Here is a 19,359-nt window from a genome sequence, read left to right as displayed (position 1 = left end):
CATGTGCTGCTGTCCGTCGCCGTCAGCATCGACGGGTATATCGACGATGCGAGCCCGCAGCGGCTGCTGCTCTCGAACGCCGCGGATTTCGACCGGGTGGACCAGGTGCGGGCCGAGTCCGACGCCATCCTGATCGGCGCCGAGACGCTGCGCCGGGACAACCCGCGGCTGCTGGTGAACAGCGCGGAGCGGCGGGCCGCGCGGGTGGCGGCGGGCAGGCCGGAGTACCCGCTCAAGATCACCGTGACCGCGCTCGGGAACCTCGACGCCGGGCTGCGGTTCTGGCACCACGGCGGCGCCAAGCTCGTCTACACCACCGACGCGGGGCGGACCAGGCTCGGCGACCGGCTGGCCGGGCTGGCCGAGGTGCGCAGCCTCGGCCCCGACCTCGACCTGGCCGCCCTCCTCGACGACCTCGGCGCGCGCGGAATCGGGCGGCTCATGGTGGAGGGCGGCACCCGCATGCACACCGCCTTCCTGGCCGCCGGGCTCGCCGACGAGCTGCACGTGGCGGTGGCGCCGATCCTGGTGGGCGATGCGGCGGCGCCGCGCTTCGTCGGCCAGGCCGCCTTCCCCGGCGGCCCCGCGCACCGGATGCGGCTGGCCGGGGTGCAGCCCCTCGGTGACGTTGCCGTGCTGCGCTACCTGCCGCGCGGAGAAGAGGAGAGCTGATGCCCGACGACCACGAATTCCTGCGCCGCGCGATCGACCTCGCCCGGCTCAGCCCGCCCAGCGCGACCGCCTTCTCGGTGGGCGCGATCCTGGTGACGGACGGCGTCGAGCTGGCCACCGGCTACTCCCGCGAGGGGAACCCGAAGAACCACGCCGAGGAGGCGGTGCTGGCGAAGCTGCCCGCCGACGACCCGCGGCTGCGCCGGGCCACGCTCTACAGCACGCTGGAGCCCTGCTCCCAGCGCGCCACGGCGAGCAGGCGTCCGTGCACGCAGCGCGTGCTGGACGCCGGAATCCCGCGCGTGGTGATCGCCTGGCGCGAACCGGCCACCTTCGTGGCCGACTGCGTCGGCGTCGAGCTGCTCCGGCAGCACGGCGTCGAGGTGCTGGAGCTACCCGAGCTGGCCGAGGCGGCGCGCGCGGTGAACCGCCACCTCGACCTCTCCTGAGCGATCAGGGCGGGCCGAGCACCCCGACGGTGAGCGAGACGGTGCCGTTCTTGGCGACCGACGAGCCCGCGCTCGGCGCCTGCCCGACCACCTTGCCGACGGCGAGGGTGTCGAAGGTGCCCTGGGTGGTCTGGTCGATCTGCCCGGCCCCGCCTGCCCAGCCCTCGGCGCGCAGCCGGTCCACCGCCTGCGCCACCGTCAGCCCGACCAGCGACGGCATCCTGACCTGCTCGCCGCTGGAGACCTGCACGGTGACGGTCGAGCCCTTCTCCGCGCTGGTGCCGCCGGACGGCGTGGTCGCGACCACCTCGCCCTTCGGCCTGCTGGACTGGACCTCCTGCACCACGATCTCGAACCCGGCGCTGTCCACCAGGTTCGGCTGCGCGTCGTTGATGTCCTGACCCACCACGTTCGGCACCCGCACCTGCTCCGGGCCGGAGCCGATGGTGACCAGGATGGCGCCGTCGACATCGATCCTGGAGCCCGCGGACGGCTCCTGCGCGATCACCTTGTCGCGCTCGGCGTCGCCGGAGGGCTCCCTGCGCACGTCCGGGGCGAGCCGCAACCCCTTCGAGTTCAGCTCCTGCTCGGCCTGCTGCTGGGTGAGGCCGTCCAGCCGGGGCACCTGCACCTGCTGCGGGCCGGTGGAGACCTGCACGGTGATGGTGCTTCCTTCGTCCGCCCGCGACCCGCCGAGCGGCTGGGTGGCGATCACATTGCCCGCCGCGACCCTGGCGTCCGGCTTCTCCTGGATGGCGACGCTGAACCCCAGCTGCTGCAGCGAGGTCTGCGCCTGCGCGGCGGGCTTGCCGGAGAGGTCGGGCACGGCCCGCTGGTCCGGTTTGCTCCCCGGCCCGAGGAAGACCCAGAACAGCCCGAACGCCACCAGCACCGCGGCCGCGACGCCGAGCGCCAGGTACGCGGTGCGGCGGCGCTCGTGCTGCTCCGGCGGCTCCTCGTCGTCCCGGTCCTCGTGCCGCTCGACCGTGCGGTAGCTGCGCGGGGCGGGCTCCTCGGAGTCGATGATGGTGGTGCGGTCCTCGTCGGTGAGCACCATGGGCGCGCTCGGCTTCTGCCCGCCGAGCACCCGGATCAGGTCGGCGCGCATCTCGGCGGCGCTCTGGTACCGGTTCGCCGGGTTCTTGCTCATCGCCTTGAGCACGACGGAGTCCAGCTCGCGCGGGACGCCGGAGTGCACCGTCGACGGCAGCCGGGGATCCTCCCTGACGTGCTGGTACGCGACGGCGATCGGCGAGTCGCCGGTGAACGGCGGCTCGGCGGTGAGGATCTCGAAGAGGACGCAGCCGACCGAGTAGACGTCCGAGCGGGCGTCCACGGTCTCGCCGCGGGCCTGCTCGGGGGAGAGGTACTGGGCGGTGCCGATCACCGCGGCGGTCTGCGTCATCGGGTTGGCGCTGTCCGCGATGGCGCGCGCGATGCCGAAGTCCATGACCTTCACCGCGCCGGAGCGGTTGATCATGATGTTGGCGGGCTTCATGTCGCGGTGCACGATGCCCGCGTTGTGGCTGAAGTCCAGGGCCGCGCAGACGTCGGCGATGACCTCCATCGCGCGCCGCGGCGGCAGCGGGCCCTTGCCGCGCACGATGTCGCGCAGGGTGTCGCCGTCCACGTACTCCATCACGATGTACGGCAGCGGGCCGCCGTCGATCTCGGCCTCGCCGGTGTCGTAGACCGCGACGATGGCCGGGTGGTTGAGCGCGGCCGCGTTCTGCGCCTCGCGCTTGAAGCGCAGGTAGAAGGTGGGGTCGCGGGCCAGGTCGGCGCGCAGCACCTTGATCGCCACGTCCCGGCTGAGCCGCACGTCGCGGGCCTTGTGCACCTCGGACATGCCGCCGAACCCGATGATCTCGCCCAGCTCGTACCGGGAGCCGAGATTCTTCGGGGTCGTCATGGTTGTCCTTGCCACGGGGTGAAGGGCACGCGGGAGGTGGAGTCCGCCCCCTGGGCTCCTGGGGCGTCGGGGAACGGCAGGTCGAGCGTCGGGAACCGGGAGCGGGTCGTGGTGCTGCCCGAGGCCGAGGTGGTCGGCGGCTTGGTGGTGCTCGGCGCGCTGCTCGGCGGCGCCGACGTCGTGGTCGGCGCCTGGGTGGTGGTCGGGGCCTCCGTCGTGGTCGGCGGCGGCTCGTAGGTCGGCTCCGGCGGCGGCGGGGGCGCCTGCCTGGTGGTGGTGATCGGCGCGGGCGGCGGCGGCACCACAGGGGCCTGGGTGGTGGTCGAGGTCGGCGTGGTGTTCTCCGGGTTGGTGTCGCCGCCGAAGAGCAGGTAGATCACGGCGCCGCCGAGCAGCACCGCGCCGATGCCGAGCGCGATCAGCCAGTTCCTGGTGGACTTGTTCTCGTCCCTGCGGTCCGGGGCGCCGCCCGCGGGCGGGATCCGCTGCGCGTGCGCGGTGGCCGGGGCGTGGCCGTGCGTCGGCGGGCCCGCGTGCGCGACCGAGTTCGCGGCGGGCGCCGAGTAGCGCACGGTGGCGCCCTCGTAGGTCTGCTGACCGGACGGGATCATGGCGGTCGGCCCCGGCGGCAGCACCCTGGTCGCGCCGGTCATGGAGCCGGTGGCCGCGCCGCGCGGCGGCGGCGGGCGGCGCCCGGCCTTGACCGCGGCGACGGCGTCGGCGAACTCGCCGCCGCTGCCGTAGCGCTGGTTCGGGTCCTTGGTCATCACGATCTCGATCAGCTCGCGCACATTGGCGGGCAGATCGGCGGGCATCGGCGGCGGCGCCTCGCGGACGTGCTTCATCGCGACGGTGATGGCGCCGTCACCGGTGAACGGCCGGGTCCCAGCCAGCGCCTCGTACCCGACGACGCCGAGCGAGTAGACGTCGGAGGAGGCGGTGGCGTCCTCGCCGACCGCCTGCTCGGGCGCGATGTACTGGGCGGTGCCCATGACCATGCCGGTCTTCGTCACCGGCGAGGCGTCCACCGCCTTGGCGATGCCGAAGTCGGTGATCTTCACCTGCCCGGTCGGCGTGACCAGGATGTTCCCCGGCTTCACGTCCCGGTGCACCACGCCCGCGACGTGCGCCGCCTCCAGCGCGCGGCCGGTCTGCTCCAGCAGGTCGAGACCCTGCACGACGGAGAGCCTGCCGAGCCGGTTCAGCACCGCGTTCAGCGGCTCGCCCTGCACCAGCTCCATGACCAGGTAGGCCATCTCGCCGCCGGAGGGGTCGAGCGTCTCGCCGTAGTCGTAGATTCCCGCGATGCCGGAGTGGTTCAGCTGGGCGGTGGTCTTCGCCTCGGTGCGGAAGCGCTGCCGGAAGGTCGGGTCGGTGGAGAACTCCGACTTGAGCACCTTGACGGCGACCCGGCGGTCCAGCCGGGTGTCGAGGGCTTCCCACACCTGCCCCATGCCACCGGTGGCGATGAGCCGGTGCAGGCGGTAGCGGTCGGCGATCATGGCGCCGTTGTTCAGCACTGGGGCCCCCGTACATTCACTCGCACGTCCATATGTTCAGCCCCCTCGCAGCCCGGCGTCCAGCACCGCGCGCGCCACCGGGGCGGCCACCGAGCCGCCGGTCGCGGCGAGCGCGCGGTCCCCGCCGTTCTCGACGATCACCGCGATGGCGATCTTCGGGTTCTGCGCGGGGGCGAAGGCGATGTACCACGCGTGCGGCGGGGTGTTCCGCGGGTCGCTGCCGTGCTCGGCGGTGCCGGTCTTGGAGGCGATCTGGTAGCCGCTGCGGCCGCTGCCGACGGTGTTGTTCTCCGAGGCGATCATCAGGTTGGTCAGCTGAGACGCTACCTGGGCGCTGACCGCCTGTCCCACCGAGACCGGCTCGGTGCGGGAGAGCTCGCTGAGGTCGGAGCCCTGGGTCTGGTCGACCAGGTACGGCTCCATCCGGACGCCGCCGTTGGCGACGGTGGCGGCGACGACGGCATTGTCCAGCGGGGTCAGCGCGACGTCGCGCTGGCCGATGCTGGACTGGCCGAGCGCGGCCGCGTCCGGGATGCTGCCGACGGTGCTCTCCGCCACCGGGATCGGGATGCCGCGGTGCGGGCCGATGCCGAAGGCCGCGGCCTCGTCCTTGAGCCCGGCGGCGCCGACCCGCTGGCTCAGCTCCACGAAAGCGGTGTTGCAGGAGAGCCGGAAGGCGTCGTACAGCGAGGCGGTGCCGCCCCCGCCGCAGGTGTTGCCGTTGTAGTTCTCCAGCGTGGTGCTCGTGCCCGGCAGCGTGATGGTGGGCGCCGCGGTGAGCTGGTCCTCCGGCCTGGCGACGCCTGCCGAGAGCGCCGCGGCGGTGGTGATCACCTTGAAGGTGGAGCCGGGCGGGTAGGTCTGCGACACGGCCCGGTTCAGCATGGGCTGCTCCGGGTCGGCGCTGAGCTCGTCGTAGGCCTCGGAGACCGCGGCGCCGTCGTGCCCGGAGAGCCGGTTCGGGTCGTAGCTCGGGGTGGAGACCATGGTCAGGATCTTGCCGGAGGACGGCTCGATCGCGACCACCGAGCCGGTGTACCCCTTGCTGGTCAGCTGGTCGTAGGCGACCTGCTGCATGGCCGGGTTCAGCGTGGTGACGACATTCGCGCCGCGCGGGTCGCGGCCCGCGATCATGTCGATCAGCCTGCGCCCGAAGAGCTGGCTGTCCGAGCCGTTGAGCAGCGAGTCCTCCGCGCGCTCCAGCCCGGTGCTGCCGTAGTTCATCGAGTAGAAGCCGGTGACCGGGGCGTAGGCGGCGGGCTCGGTGGGGTAGGTGCGCAGGTACTTGTACCGGTCGTCGGTCGCCACCGAGCTGGCCAGCACGGTGCCGCCCGCGGCGATCTGGCCGCGCTGGCGGGAGTACTCGTCCAGCAGGACGCGCGAGTTTCTCGGGTCGGTGCGGTAGTCGTCGGCCTTGATGACCTGCACGTAGGTCGCGTTCATCAGCAGCGCCACGATCATGACCATCACCGCGACGGCGACGCGGCGCAGGGGGGTGTTCATCGCTGGGGCCTCGCTTCCCGTCGGCGCCCGATCATCTCGGTCTGCGCCTCCGCGAGCGGCGCGGCGGGCTCCCTGCGCGGCACCGGCGCCGGGGCCCGCGCGGCGTCCGAGATCCGGATCAGCAGCGCCAGCAGCGCGTAGTTGGCCAGCAGCGACGAGCCGCCGTACGAGACGAACGGCGTGGTCAACCCGGTCAGCGGGATGAGCTTGGTGACGCCGCCGACCACCACGAAGACCTGCACCGCGATGGTGAAGGCGAGCCCGGCGGCGAGCAGCTTGCCGAAGCTGTCCCTCACCGCGAGCGCGGTGCGCAGCCCGCGCACCACCAGCACCAGGAACAGGATCAGCACGGCGGTCAGCCCGATCAGCCCGAGCTCCTCGCCGATGGTGGTGACGATGAAGTCGGTCTTGGCGAACGGCACCTGCGATGGCCTGCCGCTGCCGAGCCCGGTGCCCGCCAGCCCGCCGGTGGCGAGCCCGAAGAGCGACTGCGAGATCTGGTAGCCGGTGTTGTTGTAGTCCTCGAACGGGTGCAGCCAGGTCTCCACCCGCACCCGGACGTGGCCGAAGAGCTGGTAGGCGAAGACGAAGCCGACGCCGAGCAGCGAGAAGCCGATGAGCAGCCACCCCACCCGCTCGGTGGCGATGTAGAGCATCACCAGCACGGTGCTGAAGATGAGCAGCGAGGTGCCGAGGTCCTTCTCGAAGACCAGCACGCCGATGCAGACGATCCAGACCACCAGGATCGGCCCGAGGTCGCGGGCGCGCGGGAACTCCATGCCGAGGAAGCGCTTGCCCGCCACGGTGAAGAGGTCGCGCCTGGCGACCAGCACCGAGGCGAAGAAGATGATCAGCAGGATCTTGGCGAACTCGCCGGGCTGCACGCTGAAGCCGGGCAGCCGGATCCAGATCTTGGCGCCGTTGGCCTCGGAGAACCGGCTCGGCAGCAGCGCGGGGATGGCCAGCGCCACCAGCCCGACCAGGCCGAGGGTGTAGGCGTACCTGGCCAGCGTGCGGTAATCGCGCAGCACAACGAGCACGCCGATGAAGACGACCATGCCGAGCGCGGTCCACAGCACCTGCGAGTTGGCGTCCGGCGACGGCGCCGCAGAGCCGTTGTACGCCGCGCTCTGCGCGGCGGCCAGGTCGAGCCGGTGGATGAGCACCAGCCCGAGCCCGTTCAGCAGCGCGACGATCGGCAGCAGCAGCGGGTCGGCGAACGGGGCGAAGCGCCGCACCGCGAGGTGCGCGATCCCGAACAGCGCCAGGTAGGCCGCGCCGTACTTGGCGATGTCCCAGGTGATCGACTGCTCCTGGCTGGCCTCGACCAGGAAGAGCGAGGCGGTGGTGATGACCGCCGCGAAGGCGAGCAGCAGCAGCTCCGCGTTCCGCCTGGTGGCGGGCGGAGGCGCGGGCGCGAAGCCGCCGGGCGGGCTGGGGTACCCCCCGGCCTGCGACGGTGCCGGAGCGGACATCAGTCCGTCACCCGGCAGTTCTCCCCCGCGATCTGGGGGGTGGACGGCTGCGCGGGCTCCGGCTTCGCCGTCGTCGGCTGCCCCTCCCGGTTCTCCTGGCCCGGCTGCGGCTCACCCGGCTGCGGGGCGGGCGCGGGCTCCGGCGCAGGCGCGGGCGCGCCCGGCTCCGGCGAGGCGGCGGGCTGCGGCGCGGGGGCGCTCGGCTGCGGGGTCGGCGTCGCCTTGACGCAGGCGGGCAGCAGCTCGCGCTGCGCCAGCACCTCCATCTGGTCCCGCGCCTTCTCCAGCGAACCCGGCGGCAGCCCGCGCTCGACCTGGTCGCGGCCGGTCTGCTCCAGGTCCTCGACCTGGAGCGGCAGGCAGCCCGCAGGCTGTTCGGAGCCGGGGACGGTGAGCGTCAGCTCCCCGGTCTTGCTCACGCAGCCGACCAGGTCGACATCGTGGATGGACCAGCCGAGCACGGTGCCGGGCAGCCCGCGCAGGATCACCACCGAGCCGTTGTCGGCCCCGACGTAGTAGTTGCTGCGGATCATCTTGTACCCGACGACCAGCCCGATCCCGACCGCGATCACCAGCGCGACGGCCAGCGCGATCCAGCGCAGCTTCTTGGACTTGGCGGGCGGCTCCGGCTCCGGGTTCGCGGCCCGGCGCGGGGTGCTCTGCCGCGGCGGCCGGATGGCGGCCGCCCGGCCCGCCGCGGTGTTCGGCGGCGGGGTGTCGTCGTCGACGCCGGAGGCGGCGCCGCCGACGATCGGGTGGCTCTGGCCGTAGTCCAGGTCGATGACGTCGGCGACGACCACGGTGACGTTGTCCGGGCCGCCGCTGCGCAGCGCGAGCTCGATGAGCCGGTCGGCGCACTCGTCGGTGCTGCCCTCGCGCATGGTGTTCGCGATGGTCTCGTCGCTGACCACGTCGGAGAGGCCGTCCGAGCAGAGCAGGTACCGGTCGCCCGCCTTGGCCTCGCGCATGACGAGCGTGGGGTCGATCTCGTTGCCGGTGAGCGCGCGCATGATCAGCGAGCGCTGCGGGTGCGTGTGCGCCTGCTCCGGGGTGATCCTGCCCTCGTCCACCAGCGACTGCACGAAGGTGTCGTCCCTGGTGATCTGGGCCAGCTCGCCGCCGCGGAGCATGTACGCCCGCGAGTCGCCGATGTGCACCATGCCGAGCTTCTTGCCTGCGAAGAGGATCGCGGTCAGCGTGGTGCCCATGCCGTCGAGCTCGGGCTCCTCCTCGACCTGGTCGGCGATCGCGGCATTGCCCTCGCGGGTGGCGTGGTCCAGCTTGCCGAGCAGGTCGTCGCCGGGTTCGTCGTCGTCGAGGTGGGCCAGCGCGGCGATCATCAGCTGCGAGGCGACCTCGCCCGCCGCGTGGCCGCCCATGCCGTCCGCCAGGGCGAGCAGGCGGGCGCCCGCGTAGACGGAGTCCTCGTTGTTGGCCCGGACGAGACCGCGGTCGCTGCGCGCTGCATAGCGGAGAACAAGTGTCACGATCGGAGCTCGATCACTGTTTTGCCGACTCGCACCGGGGTGCCGAGCGGAACACGAACGGGGGTGGTGACTTTCGCACGGTCGAGATACGTGCCGTTGGTGGAGCCGAGATCCTCGACGTACCAGTCGTCACCGCGCGGTGAGATCCGGGCATGCCGGGTGGAGGCGTAGTCGTCGGTGAGTACCAGCGTCGAGTCGTCCGCACGCCCGATCAGCACCGGCTGGGTGCTGAGCGTGATGCGGGTGCCCGCCAGTGAACCATGAGTCACCACAAGGAATTTGGCGCCCTTCTGGCCTCGGCTGAAGGAAGGCAGCACCGTCGACCCGCGTGTGGCCCTGGGCTGTATCCGGATGCCGGATGCCGCGTAGATGTCGCTGCGCAAGGTCCGCAGGATAGCCCACACGAACAGCCACAGCAGGAGCAGGAAACCCGCGCGGGTCACTTGCAGAATCAGTCCCTGCACGGCGTTCCACCTCCTGTTCACCGTGTGCGCGGACGACGGTGGCGGCTCGAGAGCCCCCACCGGCTTGCTGACCTCACCCGGCTCGGAGTCGTCCGACGAGCCGCGCGTGGATTGGCAGCATCATAGGGCCCGAGGCCGGGTTCGAACACGGTACGACGGCGCCTACGGCTGCCGTCGTACCGGTGATCTGGTTGGCGAGCTTACGGGATCAGACGATTCGGATCAGGATCTCGGAGTGTCCGGCCCGGATCACATCGCCGTCCGCGAGTTGCCAGTCCTGCACCGGAGAGCCGTTGACCAGCGTCCCGTTGGTGGAGCCGAGATCGGAGAGCATCGCGGTCTGGCCGTCCCAGCGAACCTCGATGTGCCTGCGCGAGACGCCGGTGTCCGGGAGGCGGAAGTGCGCGTCCTGGCCGCGGCCGATGATGTTGCTTCCCTCACGCAGCTGGTAGGTGCGGCCGCTGCCGTCGTCCAGCTGCAGGGTGGCCTGGAAGCCGGAGCCCGCCGCGGGGGCGGCGTAGCCCGGCTGGGCCGCGGGCGCCGCGGCGCCGCCCGCCGCGTAGCCGCCGCGGTCGCCGTAGCCGGCCTGCTGGCCCGCGTAGCCGCCGCGCTCCTCGGCGCCGTAGCCGCCGCCCTGGCCGTAGCCGGGCTGCTCGCCGTAGCCGGGGTCGCGGTAGTCCTGCTCCTGGCCGTAGCCGGGCGCCGCGCCCGGCGCCTGGCCGTAGCCCGCGGGGGCCGCGCCGCCGCCCGCGTAGCCGCCGCGGTCGCCGTAGCCCGCGCCTGCCTGGCCGTAGCCCTGCTCGCCGTACCCGGCCTGGCCGCCCGCGCCGTACCCGGGCTGGCCGTACCCCGGCTGCTCCGCGCCGTACCCCGGCTCGCCGTACCCGGGCTGGGCGCCGCCGTACCCCGGCTGCTCGGCGCCGTAGCCGCCGCCCTGCTGGCCGTAGCCGCGCTCCGCCCCGTACCCGGGAGGCTGTCCGCCGTACCCGCCGCCCTGCTGCGGCTGCTCGTAGCCGGGTTCGGAGTAGGCCTGCGGCGCGCCGCCTGCGCCGTACCCGCCCTGCTGGCCGTAGCCACCCGGCTGCTCGCCGTAGGCCCGGCCCGCGCCGTACCCGCCCTGCTCGCCGTAGCCCTGCTGGCCGTAGCCGTTCTGGTAGTCGCCACCGGCCTGGTAGTCGCTGTAGCCCTCCGGCGCGGCGCCGCGGCCGTAGTCGTCGCCGTAGGCGCCGTTCTGCGGCCTGCCCGCGGGCGGCGGCGCGTACCCGCGGTTGCGTGGATCGGACTCCGCGGGCTCACGGCTCGGGTCATAGCCAGAGTTCTGCGTCATGGGGCCAGCTCCTGGTTGCGGGGTTGCGGGTCGTTGTTGCGCAGCTCCGGGCGGCGGAGCGGACGCCCCCGATCGGCCAGGAGCCGGAGCTCCGCGGCCGACGTCGGGATCCACCCGGCCGCTCGCCCTGAACTGTCCGGTGTGCAGCGTAGGGGATGCCTCGAATGCCACGTGTACTTCGCCGTACGTCTGCCACCCCTGATCGCGGATGTAGTCGTGCAGGTGCTTGGCGAACGCCTTGCTGGTGAGCTCGGGATCTGCGACGAGTTGCTCGTGATCGGAGGCGGCGACGGTGATCACATAGCTGTTCGGCGCGAGCAGGTGCCCGCCGCCGACGTCATGGACCCCGTCGGAGGCCTCGCGCTGCAGCGCCGCCTCCACCTCCTGGGGGACGACGCTGCCACCGAAGACGCGGGCGGCCGCATCACCGACGGCGCCCTGTAGACGACGTTCGAATCGGTCGACGATGCCCATCTCAGCCTCCCTCCGGTGTGTGCACTCCTGCCGATCCGTAACAACGACACAACTGGGTGGCGTGTCGCCGTACGAGCACGTTCACTGCATGATATCCACGATCCTCCACCCCTGTAACTCCCGGAAAGCCCAGGAGGTTCCCAGGACGGTCAAGGACTGGTCACAGCCTGTCAACAGGTGATTTCGGTTTCGCGGACGGTGCGTGATACGGTCTTCGAGTCGCTCGGGCGAGTGGCGGAATGGCAGACGCGCTGGCTTCAGGTGCCAGTGTCCGTAAGGACGTGGGGGTTCAAGTCCCCCTTCGCCCACAGAGTGAAAGGCCCGGTCCATCGGACCGGGCCTTTTGCGTTTCCGCGCAGCTCACCCCACCGCGCGCCTGCCCGCGAGCACGTGGAACGGGATCGAGGTGCCCTCCGGGGTGCTGCGCTGCACCAGGAAGCCGCTCAGCTCCAGCGCGGCCGCCACCTCGTCGACGCCGCGCAGCCGGAAGCCGTGCGCGGTGAAGGGCAGCTTCGCCATCGCTTCCGGGTCGCCGATGCCGACCACCGCGACGCCGCCGGGGCGGACCGTCCTGGCGAGTTCGGCGAAGGCGGCGGGCAGCTCGTCGACGAAGTAGACCGTGTTGACGGTGATCGCCGCGTCCAGCACGCCGTCCCGCAGCGGCAGCGCGGTGAGCGAGCCCTCGGCCACCTGCAGGGTGCCGGAGCGCACCTGCGGCGCGAACCGCTTGCGCGCCCGCGCGATCATGTCCGGCGAGATCTCGATGCCGTGCACGATGCCGCTGGAGCCGACCTTGTCCAGCAGCATGGCCAGCCCCGCCCCGCCGCCGAAGCCGATATCGGCGACGGTCGCGCCGGGGGTGAGCCCCGCCGCGGCGACGGTGGCCGCCACCGCGGGGCGGTTGCCCCGGTTCAGCATCCCGGCCACCACCGCGCCGATGACGCCGTGCGGGTTGCCGAGCTGTCCGGCCAAGGTGCCGAGGGCGCGAGTGCGCAGACCTGCCATACCGCCATGCTAGCGAGCCCGGCGGCGTGGTGAATCCCGCTCTGCGCGGCGCGAACTCGCCCGGGTTCAGCCCGCGGCGGGGCCGGTGGCGAGGCCGCGCGCGACCACCCCGACGACGGCGTCGATCGCGGCGTCCCGCTCCAGCCAGGAGAAGACCCCGTCCAGCAGCAGCGCGGCGACGCCGTGCACCGCGGCCCAGGCGGCGACCTCGGCGTCGGGGCGGTCCTCCGGCGCGGTGTACCCGGTCTCGACCAGTTCGTCCAGGAGCGTGGACAGCAGCGCGAAGGCGGGTTCGTCGCCCGCGAGGGCGCCGGTGTTCGCCGGGGCGCAGAAGGCGGTGCGGAAGAGCCCGGGCTCGCGCAGCGCGAAGGTGATGTAGCCGCGGCCCGCGGCGCGCAGCCGTTGGATCGGCGGCGCGCCGGGGTCGACGTCGGCGGACATGGCGGTGAAGAGCGTGCGCTGCGCCTGCTGCTGGGCCGCCCGCAGCAGCGCCTCGTGGTTGGCGAAGTGCCGGTACGCCGCGGTCGGCGTCACCCCGGCCTCGCGCGCCGCGGCCCGCACCGTCACCGCGCCCGGCCCGCCGCGCACCGCCAGCGCGCCCGCCGCCTGGACCAGCGCATTGCGCAGGTCTCCGTGGTGGTAGACGCCCGCGGGCTTCTTCTTCGTCACCCGATCGATGTTGACGCCCGTACACATCATGTGGCAAGTTAACGCCCATAAAGTTTATGGCTGTACACATTGGAGAGCGGGGACCGGGAATGTTCGAGAGACTCGGCGGATTCGTCGTCCGCCACGCGCGGCTGGTACTGGTCGCGGGCGTGCTCGCGCTGCTCGGCGGTGGGCTGCTCGGCGCCACCGCATTCGGCAAGATGCAGTCCGGCGGCCAGACCGACCCCGCCGCGGAGTCGAGCCTGGCCGCGAGCAGGCTCGCCGCGGAGTTCGGCGCCGACAGCGACTACGTCTTCCTGGTCACCGCGGACGGCGGAATCGACGCGCCGGAGGCGGCGGCCGCGGGCCGGGCACTGGCGGCGCGGCTCGCCGCCGACGACCGGCTGGTGAACGTGGTCTCCTACTGGGACACCGGCTCGCCCGCCCTGCGCGCGGGCGACGGCAGCGCGGCGCTGGTGCTGGCCGGGAACGCCGCCACCGACCCGGCCGAGCAGGACCGCGCGGCCGCCGACATCGTGGCCGCCTACCAGGCCGACGGGCCGCCGGTGCGGGTGCTGGTCGGCGGCGGCTCGGCCGTCTTCCACGCGGTGTCGGCGCAGATCGGCTCGGACCTGGCGCTGGCCGAGGCGATCGCGGTGCCGCTCATCCTGATCCTGCTGGTCCTCGCCTACGGGAACGTGGTGGCCGCGCTGCTGACCCTGGTGGTCGGCGGGATCGCCATCCTCGGCACCTTCGCCGAGCTCTCGATCCTCGGCTCGGTCACCGACGTCTCGATCTACGCCGTCAACCTCACCACCGGCCTCGGGCTCGGCCTCGCCGTCGACTACGGCCTGCTCATGGTGGCCCGCTTCCGGGAGCAGCGGGCGGCGGGCGCGGAGCCGGACGCGGCGGTGGTCGGCGCCGTCGCCACCGCGGGCCGCACCATCACCTTCAGCGCCGCGACGGTGGTGGCCGCGCTGGCGGCGCTGGTGATCTTCCCGCAGTACTTCCTGCGCTCCTTCGCCTACGGCGGCATCGGCGTGGTGGCGATCGCCGCGGTGGCGGGCGTCGTGGTGCTGCCCGCGCTGCTCGCGGTGCTCGGCCCCCGGGTGGATGCCTGGAAGGTGCCCGGCGTGCGCGGCATCCGCGGCGAGGCGGCGCCGTTCTGGGAGCGGCTGGCGGGCTTCGCGCTGCGCCGCCCGCTGCTGGCCGGGGTGCCGGTGCTCGCGCTGCTGCTGCTCGCCGCGGCGCCGCTGCTCGACGTGCGGTTCGGCACTCCGGACGACCGGGTGCTCCCGGCGAGCACCGAGGTGCGGCAGGTCGGCGACGCCATGCGCGCGGACTTCGGCGGCGGCGACCTCAACTCGCTGACCGTGGTGACCACCGGCGCGGTCTCGCCGGAGGCGCTGGCCGGGTATGCCGGGGCGCTCTCCGCGGTGCCGGGCGTCACCGCGGTGGACTCCGCCGCAGGCACCTTCGCGGATGGCGCGCTGCGCGCCACCTCGCCCGCCGACGCCCGCTTCGCCCGGCCCGACGCGCAGCGGCTGACCGTCTTCACCGCGCTCGACCGGGAAACGGCGCAGGCCCGCGAGCTGGTCGACGCGGTGCGCGCGGTGCCGGGCCCGGCCGGGAGCACCGCGCTGGTCGGCGGCCAGGTGGCGGAGCTGCGGGACAGCCTCGCCTCGATCGGCGCGCGGCTGCCGTACGCCGTCGGCTGGATCGTGCTCTCCACCTTCGTGCTGCTCTTCCTCTTCACCGGCAGCGTGGTGCAGCCGCTGCGCGCGTTGCTCTCCAATGCGCTGAGCCTGGCCGCGACGCTGGGGCTGATGGTCTGGGTGTTCCAGCAGGGACACCTCGCCGGGCTGTTCGGCTTCACGCCGGCGCCGCTGGACGTCTCGATGCTGCTGCTGCTCTTCTGCATCACCTTCGGGCTCTCCATGGACTACGAGGTCTTCGTGATCAGCCGGGTCAAGGAGCTGCGCGACGCGGGCCTGGACGACGCGGAGGCCGTCGTGCAGGGGCTGGCGCGGACCGGGCGGCTGGTGACGACGGCCGCGGCGCTGATCTCGATCAGCTTCCTCGCCTTCACCGTGAGCGACGTGCGCTTCATCCAGTTCTTCGGGCTCGGCGCCGGGCTCGCCATCCTGATCGACGCCACCCTGGTGCGCGGGGTGCTGGTGCCGGTCTCCATGCGGCTGCTCGGCCGGGCCGCCTGGTACGCGCCGCGGCCGCTGCGGCGGGTGCACCGCCGCTTCGGCCTCGCGGAGGCCTGAACGTCGGGTTCTCGCCCGCATAACAGACTTCCGGTCTGTTATGCGGGCGGCTCCCGTCGTGAGGATGTCCAGGGAGAGCCGAGTTTCTTAGGGTGTCCACCCCGGTGGCCCTCAATCGGTGACAGGGCAAACCGTTTCCACCGTTTCCGCAGGTCGCGGTCCGAGTGAGGCGAAGATCACACTGGGGATTCCGGTTGCGGTGGCGGTGCCCGAGGGGGCCCGCCACACGGGTCTGCGGGGGTGTTTCACAGCCGGTGAAAATCGTGGTCGTACAAATGCAAGTACATCTGCATGCGACACCGCGGACGCGGCATAGAGAGAATTGCAGCTGGAACCAACCTGAGGTTTTTTTCTGCCGGATCAACCGGTGGCTACCTCCGTGAACTTCCGGAAAATCCCAGGTGAAGGTGGGTGTCATGGAAACATTCCGATTCCTGCCATCCGGTCCCGCAAACGGTTGCGCACTGCCCCCGGAAGTCGGGGCGGGAGCGCGCCGCGGCTCGGCCGGGCGAGTGGAAAAGTGCGGTTTCGGACCCGCTCCGGCTTAGCCGCCATTGCGAAGAAACGGTCCCTCCGGCGGGGTTGCCGTGCGGCTGCCGCACCCCCGCTGACCTCGCAAGGGAGGGTTGCGTCGAGATAACGACTGTGTAGAGTTGTCGGTAACGCTGGCCGCAGTTGAGCGGCGACTCGCTGCGGCCAGCGGAACTCAATGGGGGAGTGGGGAATTCACCCCGACAGCAGCCTCGGTGCAGACCGGTTCGCGGCCCCGTGCTAGCCCTCCCGGAACCCCTTGCCTCACACCCCGTTCGGCGGCTCGGCTGCTCGGAGTTGGCTGGATTGCGGGATTCGGTTCGCCCGGTGGTGTCGCGAGGGATGCCGGGTGCTATTTCTGGAACGAGTTCTTCACTGCCCGAGCGCCTTCCGGTCGGCCGCCTCCGCCGCCCGGCGGCCCGGCCCGAAGACGTAGGCCAGGAAGGCGATCTCGGCGGCCAGCCCCACCCCGATCCGGAGCGGGGCCGGCCAGCCGCTCGGCGTCACGAACCCCTCCAGCAGGCCGGAGACCAGCAGCACGAGCACCAGCCCTAGCGCGATGGTCGCGGTGGCTCTGCCCTGCCTGGCCGCGGCCTCGATCCGGCTCAGCCTGCCCGGGTCGATGATCGTCCAGCCCAGCTTGAGCCCGGCGCCGCCCGCCACGAAGACCGCGGTCAGCTCGAGCATGCCGTGCGGCAGGATGAAGCCGAAGAAGGCGTCCAGCCTGCCCGCGTCGGCCATCAGCCCGGCGCTCACCCCGACGTTCACCGCGTTCATCACCAGCACGTAGACCGCGGGCAGGATGAGCGCGCCGGTGAAGAGCGCGATCGCGGCGACTAGGGCGTTGTTGGTCCACACCTGGGCGGCGAAGGCATCGTTCGGGTGCTCCGAGTAGTAGGACTCGAAGGCGCCGCCCGCCTCGGTGAGCTGCGTGGTGTCGGCGGGCAGGCCGAAGGCCCGGCGCGCGGCGTCCGATTCGGCCACCCAGCCCGCGACCCCGGCGCCGATGGCGAGGAAGAGCAGCGTCACCGCGGTCCACCACGGCCACGCGCGGTAGACCGCGGCCGGGAAGCGGTGCGTGAAGAAGCGGCCGACCTGCGCCCAGTTGTCCGAGCGGGTGCGCAGCACCCGCACCCTGGCTCTGGTCAGCACCGCGCTCAGCCCGGCCACCAGCTCGGGGTCCGGGCTGTGCTGCTGCAGCCGGGCCAGCTGCTGCGAGGTGAGGCGGTAGCGGGCAAGCAGCTCGTCGACCTCCTGGCCGGTCAGGCGGCGCTTGGTGGCCAGTTCGTCGAGCCGGGCCCAGGACCGGCGATGGGTGTAGCCGTACGCGTCGACGTCCATTCGGTTGCCTCCCACTCCCGCCGGTAGCAAGAATGCTAGGCGACATGGCTGCCTTCACCACGGGCGAAGCGGTCGCGCTCGAACTGCCGATCGCCCGCATCCCCACCCGCGCCACCGCGTTCCTCGTCGACGTGGTGCTCCAGGTCGTGCTCGCGCTGCTCGCGGCGGGCGGGCTCGCGCTGCTCGGCACCCGGTACGACATCGACTCCGCCTGGTTCGACGCACTGGTCGTCGTGTTGATCGTCGCGGTGCTCATGGGGTACCCGGTGCTCTGGGAGACGCTGACCACCGGGCGCACGCCGGGCAAGTTCGTGCTCGGGCTGCGCGTGGTGCGGGCCGACGGGGGCCCGGTCGACCTGCGGCACACGCTGACCCGCGGGTTGGCGGGCGCGATCGTCGACTTCTGGCTGCTCGGGGTGTTCGGGGCGGTGGCGGTGCTCACCTCGCTCTGCTCGCCGAACGCGCGGCGGGTCGGGGACGTGCTCGCGGGCACCGTCGTCGTGCACGCGCAGCGCGCGCTGCCGCTGCCCGCGCTGGCGGTGCCGCCGCCGTGGCTGGCCGGGTGGATCGCGCGCACCGACCCGACCGCGCTCCCCGACGACCTCGCGCTCGCGGTGCGCCGCTACCTGACCCGGGTCTCCGACCTCACCCCCGCCGCCGCGCACGAGCTCGGCGTCGCGCTGGTCCGCGCGGTCTGCGCGGCGCTCCACGTCCCCGCGCCCGGCGCGTTCCCGCCGGTGCAGATCCTCGGCGCCGTCGTCGCCGAGCGCCAGCGTCGGGCGCTGCCCGGATTGCGCGGCCCGGTCCTGGTCCCGGGCGCGGGCAACGGTTTCGGGCCGGCGCGACCCGAGCCGCTCGTGCCTGCCCTGGGCGCGCCTTCGCCGTGGGCAACCCCACCGGGCGGTGCTATCGGCCTGCAGCCGGGCAGAGCTCCCGGCGGCCCGGCGAGCGGGAACGGCTTCCTGCCGCCGCCGGTGGGCTGAGCCCTACAGCGTCCCGGACTGCTTGAGCTCCAGGTACTCGTCGGCGAGCGCCTCGGGAAGGCGCTCAGGGCCCGCCGCGACCACGGCGTACCCACCGCGCCGCAGCGCCTCGGTGACCACGGCGCGCTCGGCGAGCACCTGCTCCGCGGCGGCCGCGGTATACGGGTCGCGCCCGCGCGCGGCGACCGCGGCGGCGATCTCCGGATCGGTCACCGAGACCAGCAGCACCCGGTGCCTGCGGGCGAGCACCGGGAGCACCGGCAGCAGGTTCTCCCGGACGGCGGCGCCGTCCAGCGCGGTGAAGAGCACCATCAGGCTGCGCCGCCGACTGCGCCGGACGGCGGCGCGCACCAGCGCGGCGCAGTCGGTGTCGACCAGCGCGGCGGTGATCCCCGCGGTGGCGTGCAGCAGCCGCTGCTGCAGCTTGTTCCCGGTCACCCCGCGCACCTCGGCGCGCACCTCGCGGTCGAAGGCGAGCAGGTCGACGGTGTCGCCCGCCGCCGCGGCCAACCCGCCGAGCAGCAGCGCCGCCTCGATGGCGGCATCCAGCCTGGTCCCGTCGCCGACCCGCCCCGCAGCCTGCCGCCCGGTGTCCATGAGCAGCACCACGTGCCGGTTGCGCTCCGGCCGCCAGGTGCGGACCAGCACGTCGGTGGCGCGGGCGGTGGCCCGCCAGTCGATGGCGCGCACGTCGTCCCCGGCCACGTACTCGCGGAACGAGTCGAACTCGGTGCCCTGGCCGCGCCGGTTCGCCACGGTGCGGCCCTCCAGGTGCTGCAGCCGCTTGACCGCCGAGCGCAGCAGCTTCTCCGCGCGGAAGGCGGGCAGCGCCCGCACCCTTGCGGGCGCCGCGTACCGGAACTGCCTGCCCGCCAACCCGATCGGCCCGCGCAGCCGCACCGTCACCGGCCCGGCCTCGCGGTCGCCGCGGTAACTGGGGGTGAGCGTGGTGCGCAGCCGGGTGGTGGTGCCCGCCGGGAGGTCGAGCCGGTGTTCGCGGTCGGCGGCGCGCGCGCTGTCCGGCCAGTCGTCCCAGAGCGTGCCGCGGGCCGGGCGGCCGCCGGTATTGGTGACCGCCAGTTCGACGCTCGCCTCCCGACCCAGCCGGACCGTGGTGATCGGCGCCCGGTGCAGCGTCAGCTCGTCCCGCCGGGGCAGCGCGAGTACGTCGACCAGCACCGCGAAGGCCAGCGCGGCGGTGCCGGTGACGACGCCGAGCCACGAGGGCAGCACCAGCGCGACGAGCAGCCCGAGCACCGCCGCCGCGGCCGCCGCCCTGCCGGTGACGACCATTG

General features: G+C 72.9%; 15 protein-coding genes and 1 tRNA gene. 5 read left to right on the top strand and 11 right to left on the bottom strand.

Annotated features, from left to right (window positions below; genetic code table 11):
- Positions 1–3 precede the first annotated feature (3 nt).
- Both ACFUUZ_RS09370 and ACFUUZ_RS09365 read left to right on the top strand, forming a co-directional pair.
- Positions 4–672, top strand: coding sequence for a RibD family protein (locus tag ACFUUZ_RS09370; protein ID WP_378694226.1), 669 nt, complete (start codon positions 4–6; stop codon positions 670–672).
- Positions 672–1,121, top strand: a complete 450-nt coding sequence (locus ACFUUZ_RS09365; protein ID WP_378694224.1) for a deaminase — start codon at positions 672–674, stop codon at positions 1,119–1,121. The genes ACFUUZ_RS09370 and ACFUUZ_RS09365 overlap by 1 nt, the downstream gene beginning before the upstream one ends.
- Positions 1,122–1,125: 4 nt before the next feature.
- Here ACFUUZ_RS09365 and pknB read toward each other — a convergent pair whose 3' ends face one another.
- The 7 genes from pknB to ACFUUZ_RS09330 all read right to left on the bottom strand — a co-directional run bounded on the left by pknB (position 1,126) and on the right by ACFUUZ_RS09330 (position 11,283).
- Entirely contained in the window at positions 1,126–3,033 is a 1,908-nt protein-coding gene (gene pknB, locus ACFUUZ_RS09360; protein WP_378694222.1) for a Stk1 family PASTA domain-containing Ser/Thr kinase, read from the bottom strand.
- Positions 3,030–4,535: a protein kinase gene (locus ACFUUZ_RS09355; RefSeq protein WP_378694315.1), complete on the bottom strand. Its 1,506-nt coding sequence runs from the start codon at positions 4,533–4,535 to the stop codon at positions 3,030–3,032. Before ACFUUZ_RS09355 ends, pknB begins: the two co-directional genes overlap by 4 nt.
- Before the next feature lie 54 nt (positions 4,536–4,589).
- The gene (locus tag ACFUUZ_RS09350) at positions 4,590–6,056 is read right to left on the bottom strand and encodes a peptidoglycan D,D-transpeptidase FtsI family protein (RefSeq protein ID WP_378694220.1); all 1,467 of its coding nucleotides are present in this window, start codon (positions 6,054–6,056) and stop codon (positions 4,590–4,592) included.
- Complete coding sequence (locus ACFUUZ_RS09345; RefSeq protein WP_378694218.1) at positions 6,053–7,531, bottom strand: FtsW/RodA/SpoVE family cell cycle protein; 1,479 nt, start codon at positions 7,529–7,531, stop codon at positions 6,053–6,055. Before ACFUUZ_RS09345 ends, ACFUUZ_RS09350 begins: the two co-directional genes overlap by 4 nt.
- Positions 7,531–9,018 carry a PP2C family protein-serine/threonine phosphatase gene (locus ACFUUZ_RS09340; protein WP_378694216.1) on the bottom strand — a complete coding sequence of 496 codons (1,488 nt, stop codon included), beginning with the start codon at positions 9,016–9,018 and terminating at the stop codon, positions 7,531–7,533. Before ACFUUZ_RS09340 ends, ACFUUZ_RS09345 begins: the two co-directional genes overlap by 1 nt.
- On the bottom strand, positions 9,015–9,482 hold the full coding sequence (locus ACFUUZ_RS09335) for an FHA domain-containing protein (RefSeq protein WP_067649353.1): 468 nt from the start codon (positions 9,480–9,482) through the stop codon (positions 9,015–9,017). The genes ACFUUZ_RS09340 and ACFUUZ_RS09335 overlap by 4 nt, the downstream gene beginning before the upstream one ends.
- A gap of 208 nt (positions 9,483–9,690) precedes the next feature.
- Positions 9,691–11,283 (bottom strand): FhaA domain-containing protein, encoded by a 1,593-nt coding sequence (locus ACFUUZ_RS09330; protein WP_378694214.1) that lies wholly within the window; start codon positions 11,281–11,283, stop codon positions 9,691–9,693.
- Positions 11,284–11,508: 225 nt separating this feature from the next.
- Between ACFUUZ_RS09330 and ACFUUZ_RS09325 the strand changes: the two genes are divergently transcribed.
- Positions 11,509–11,591: transfer RNA gene (locus tag ACFUUZ_RS09325), tRNA-Leu, on the top strand.
- A 52-nt stretch (positions 11,592–11,643) separates the two neighbouring features.
- On the opposite strand, the gene ACFUUZ_RS09320 is transcribed toward ACFUUZ_RS09325, so the two are convergent.
- Positions 11,644–12,288: a class I SAM-dependent methyltransferase gene (locus tag ACFUUZ_RS09320; protein WP_378694212.1), complete on the bottom strand. Its 645-nt coding sequence runs from the start codon at positions 12,286–12,288 to the stop codon at positions 11,644–11,646.
- A 66-nt stretch (positions 12,289–12,354) separates the two neighbouring features.
- Positions 12,355–12,957 (bottom strand): TetR/AcrR family transcriptional regulator, encoded by a 603-nt coding sequence (locus ACFUUZ_RS09315; protein WP_378694210.1) that lies wholly within the window; start codon positions 12,955–12,957, stop codon positions 12,355–12,357.
- An 89-nt stretch (positions 12,958–13,046) separates the two neighbouring features.
- Between ACFUUZ_RS09315 and ACFUUZ_RS09310 the strand changes: the two genes are divergently transcribed.
- Positions 13,047–15,209: an MMPL family transporter gene (locus tag ACFUUZ_RS09310; protein WP_378694208.1), complete on the top strand. Its 2,163-nt coding sequence runs from the start codon at positions 13,047–13,049 to the stop codon at positions 15,207–15,209.
- A 903-nt stretch (positions 15,210–16,112) separates the two neighbouring features.
- Here the strand turns inward: ACFUUZ_RS09310 and ACFUUZ_RS09305 are convergent.
- Positions 16,113–17,081 (bottom strand): stage II sporulation protein M, encoded by a 969-nt coding sequence (locus ACFUUZ_RS09305; protein ID WP_378694206.1) that lies wholly within the window; start codon positions 17,079–17,081, stop codon positions 16,113–16,115.
- Positions 17,082–17,125: 44 nt separating this feature from the next.
- Between ACFUUZ_RS09305 and ACFUUZ_RS09300 the strand changes: the two genes are divergently transcribed.
- Positions 17,126–18,064, top strand: a complete 939-nt coding sequence (locus tag ACFUUZ_RS09300; RefSeq protein WP_378694204.1) for an RDD family protein — start codon at positions 17,126–17,128, stop codon at positions 18,062–18,064.
- 3 nt (positions 18,065–18,067) lie between these two features.
- Here the strand turns inward: ACFUUZ_RS09300 and ACFUUZ_RS09295 are convergent, their stop codons facing one another.
- Positions 18,068–19,357 (bottom strand): DUF58 domain-containing protein, encoded by a 1,290-nt coding sequence (locus ACFUUZ_RS09295; RefSeq protein ID WP_378694202.1) that lies wholly within the window; start codon positions 19,355–19,357, stop codon positions 18,068–18,070.
- Positions 19,358–19,359: the final 2 nt, after the last annotated feature.

It is taken from the genome of Nocardia sp. NPDC057353, assembly GCF_042667085.1.
Lineage (GTDB): Bacteria > Actinomycetota > Actinomycetes > Mycobacteriales > Mycobacteriaceae > Nocardia.
This window is presented reverse-complemented; position numbering and strand designations above follow the sequence as displayed.